This window comes from Streptomyces sp. NPDC004561 (assembly GCF_053602155.1).
The window spans coordinates 1-3,537 of record NZ_JBSGDB010000691.1 but is presented as its reverse complement, the minus strand read 5'-3'; the positions used below and the strand labels follow the sequence as shown (position 1 = coordinate 3,537).

General features: G+C 71.3%; 3 protein-coding genes. All 3 read right to left on the bottom strand.

Going from position 1 to position 3,537, the window contains the following annotated elements:
• Positions 1-1,332: pentalenene oxygenase (gene ptlI, locus ACWEN3_RS43650; protein WP_452983460.1), on the bottom strand; the 1,332-nt coding region annotated here is incomplete at its 3' end.
• Between the two features lie 96 nt (positions 1,333-1,428).
• Entirely contained in the window at positions 1,429-2,442 is a 1,014-nt protein-coding gene (ptlA, locus tag ACWEN3_RS43645) for a pentalenene synthase (RefSeq protein ID WP_452983457.1), read from the bottom strand.
• A 125-nt stretch (positions 2,443-2,567) separates the two neighbouring features.
• Positions 2,568-3,533, bottom strand: coding sequence for a polyprenyl synthetase family protein (locus ACWEN3_RS43640; RefSeq protein WP_452983463.1), 966 nt, complete (start codon positions 3,531-3,533; stop codon positions 2,568-2,570).
• Between the last annotated feature and the right edge of the window lie 4 nt (positions 3,534-3,537).

Below are 3,537 nucleotides of genomic sequence, written 5' to 3'. Positions count from 1 at the left end.
GTCCAGCCTCAGGCGCAGCCGGCGCGGGTGGTAGACGGTGGCCAGCGGGACCGGGCGGATGTCCATGCCGGGCTCGCAGGTGACCCGCCAGCGGCCGAGGATGGTGGCGAGCCCCAGGGTGGCCTCGGTGCGTGCGTAGAGGTCGCCGATGCACTTGCGGGCGCCGGTGCCGAACGGCACGTAGGCGTGGCGGGAGGCCGGCGCGATACGGTCCGGGAGCCAGCGGTCGGGGTCGAACTTCTTGGGGTTGTCGAAGGCGTCCTCGTACTGGGCGACCGCGGCGGGGCTGAAGACGACGGTGGAGCCGGTGGGCAGTTGACGGCCCGCGAGTTCGGTCGGGGAGACGGTCAGGCGGGTGAACAGCCAGGCCGGCGGGTGCAGTCGCAGCGTCTCGGAGATGATCCGGTCGGCCAGGGAGAGGTTCGGCAGGTCGTCCCACTGCGGGGCGCGGCCGTCGAGGACGGTGTCGATCTCGTCGTAGAGCGCGGCCTCGATCGCCGGGTGCTGGGAGAGGAGGTAGAAGACCCAGGTCAGGGTGCCCGCGACGGTCTCGGTGCCGGCCGCCATGACGGTGATGACCTGGTCGTGGATCTCCTTGTCGCCGAGCCGGCCGCCGTCGTCGTCGCGGGAGGCGAGCAGGGCGGCGAGCAGGTCGTCGCGCTCGGTGTCGGAGCTGCGGTAGTCGTCGATGAACTGCTGGGTGGTCTCGTGCAGGAAGTCCAGGTTGCTCCTGTACCGGCGCTGGGAGGGCAGGGGCAGCCGGCGGATCGAGGCCGGCAGGAACATCTGCCGGAACAGGCCGTTGAGCACGACGTCGAAGGAACGTTCCACCTTGGCCGCCAGCCCGGGGCTGACGGGTGTGGAGTACAGGGTGCGGCCGACCGTGCGCAGGGCCATGCCGTACATCTCCTGGAAGGCGTCGACGACCATGCCGTCCTGCCAGCGCGACGCCGTGTCCTCGATCTCGGCCTGCATGGCCTCGGCGTACCGCTTGAGCTGGCCTCGGGTGAACGCCGACTGCATCAGCCGCCGCTGGCGGCGGTGGTCGGCGAACGGGCAGGTGACCAGGCCGTTGCCGGCGATGTCACGGGCGCGGTCGTAGAAGACGCCGCCCTTGTCGAAGATGCGGTCGTTGGTCAGGACGTGCCGCAGCAGTTCGGGGTGGGTCGGGACGTGGGCCGTGGTGGGGCCGATCTTGATCTCGACCAGGTCGCCGTGGGCCGACAGTGAGGTCATGAAGTTCACGGGGTGACGCATCATCTGCAGGGCGTGTCCCACGACGGGGAGCGCCCCGGGCGCCGCTCCCGCCGAGAAGGTGGTCTGCTCGGTCATTCGATTCTCAACTTCCCATCTTTGCTGGTCCGTTGACAGCAGTTCCGGTCTGCCCACAACTGTGCCGCCGCGGCGGCCGGACGCGGGTGCGTGGTGCTAGCGGGCGGTGCTGCCGAGCTCCTCCAGGTAGCCCTGGGCACCGGCGGCGAGCGCGAACTCGGCGTCGTAGCGGCCCGAGGAGCGGTGCCAGTCGTAGGAACCGCGGATCACGGTGCGCACGGCGTCGTCGCGGTAGCGCTCCAGGGCCTCGCGCTCGGCCTCGTCGAGCCGGTAGATGTCGCCGACCTGCGGCAGGCACGACTCCAGCAGGAGGTACTGCTCCAGGCGGACGCGCACCTCGCTCTGGATGTGGGCGACGCTGCGGTCCTTGGACCAGCCGTGCTCCCGGCGCAGGATCATGACCATGTTGTTCTGCTCGCCGCGGGCCTCTTCCTTCTCCAGCGAGGCGATGTCGTTGAGCAGCAGATTGACGTCGACGGCTATCTGGAGCATCGCGGAGAGCACGGCGCTGTCGAAGACCCTGTGCGGCACCTCGAAGCGGCCCGCGCGCTCGGCGAGGTCGACCGTCGGCTGCACCCCGATGGTCTGCCGGCGCACGGCCAGGTACTGGGCGGCGGAGTCGTACGGCGTGTCCCAGAAGCGGCTCTCCGCCTCGTCCACGTAGCCGTCGAAGTAGCTGCGCCAGTGCCGGGCGCTGCGCGCGCACCAGGCGGGTGTCATGCCCTCGCTGGTGCGCTGCCAGATGTCGGCGAAGCCGTGGGCGATGGGGGGCGCGGTGTCGGGGAGGGGGCCGTCCAGCGCCGCCGCGACCGCGTCGGTGAGCTGCTTGGTCTCCTGCGGGTTCTCGCCGCGCGGCCCGTCGAAGAGGTCGTCGAAGAGGAAGAACCACGACATCAGGTCGACGCCCAGGTCCAGGTCGGTGCCGGTGGCGTGGGGGTAGAAGCGGGAGGCCAGGTCGGCATAGCCGCCGCGCAGATGACGCGTCGCGGCCGCCTCGGACTTGATCAGCCCGAGCGAGCGCGGCCATACGAGCTGCTCGGCGTCGGCGCGGGCGTGATCCGGGCTCTGCCGGCCCGGCAGGGGTATGTGGAAGTCGACGTCCTGGGGCATGGGGGAATCCTTGGGAGTGGGTTGCGGAGGGGCAGCGGGCATCGTGGTGCCCTGGCGGGGGCGCCGCGCGGATCGGAGAGTCAGAAGTCACAACGGGGCATACGGGTACGGGGGTCGGCCCGGTCTCAGAGCTCGCGGTCGACGACGAACCGCCCGAGCGCGAGGAGTTCGTCCCGCGCGCCGGCATCCAGCTCGACACCGCGCAGCGCGTCCTCGGCCAGCGCCATCCGTCTGGCGGCCTCGGCCAGCGCCCAGTCCCGGCCGCCGGCGCACTCGATCAGGCCGGCCACGTGCCGCAGTTCCTCCTCGCCGGGTTCGCCGGGGGTGGTGAGCCAGGCGGCCAACTCGTCGCTGAGCGGGCCGTCCCGGTTCAGTACGTGGCTCACCGGCAGGGACTTCTTGCGGGATCGCAGGTCGGAGTGGACCGACTTGCCGGTGACGGTCGGGTCGCCCCAGATGCCGAGAACGTCGTCGACGAGCTGGAAGGCGACGCCGAGCTGGTCGCCGTAGAGCGCCAGCGCGTCCACCGTCGCCTCCGGCGCCCCGGCGAGGACGGCGCCGATCGCGGCGCTCGCCGACAGCAGCGCGCCGGTCTTGTCGGCGGCCATGTCGACGCACTCCTCGACCGTGACGTGCGAGCGCTGTTCGAAGGACAGGTCCTGGACCTGACCGCGGATCAGATGCCGGGTGGTGCGCGCCAGCAGCCGGGCGGCGGGCGCCGCCGTCGGCAGCCCGGAGTCCAGCAGCACCTCCTGGGCGAGTGCCAGCATCGCGTCACCGGTCAGGATGGCGCTGGAAGGACCCCACAGCTTCCACACCGTGCGCCGGTGGCGGCGCTCCTCGTCGCCGTCCATCAGATCGTCGTGCACCAGGGAGAAGTTGTGCACGAGTTCCACGGCGACGGCGCCGGGCAGGGCGATCTCCGGCGGAGCGCCGACCGCCTCGGCCGACAGCAGCGCGAGCGCCGGCCGTACGGCCTTGCCGGCGTCGGCGCTGGTGGGCGCGCCGAAGCCGAAGTCGCTCTGCAGCACCTTGCCGATGGTGCCCGACAGGTTGTTCTCGAAGGTGTCGAAGAACAGGCCGACGCCGATGACC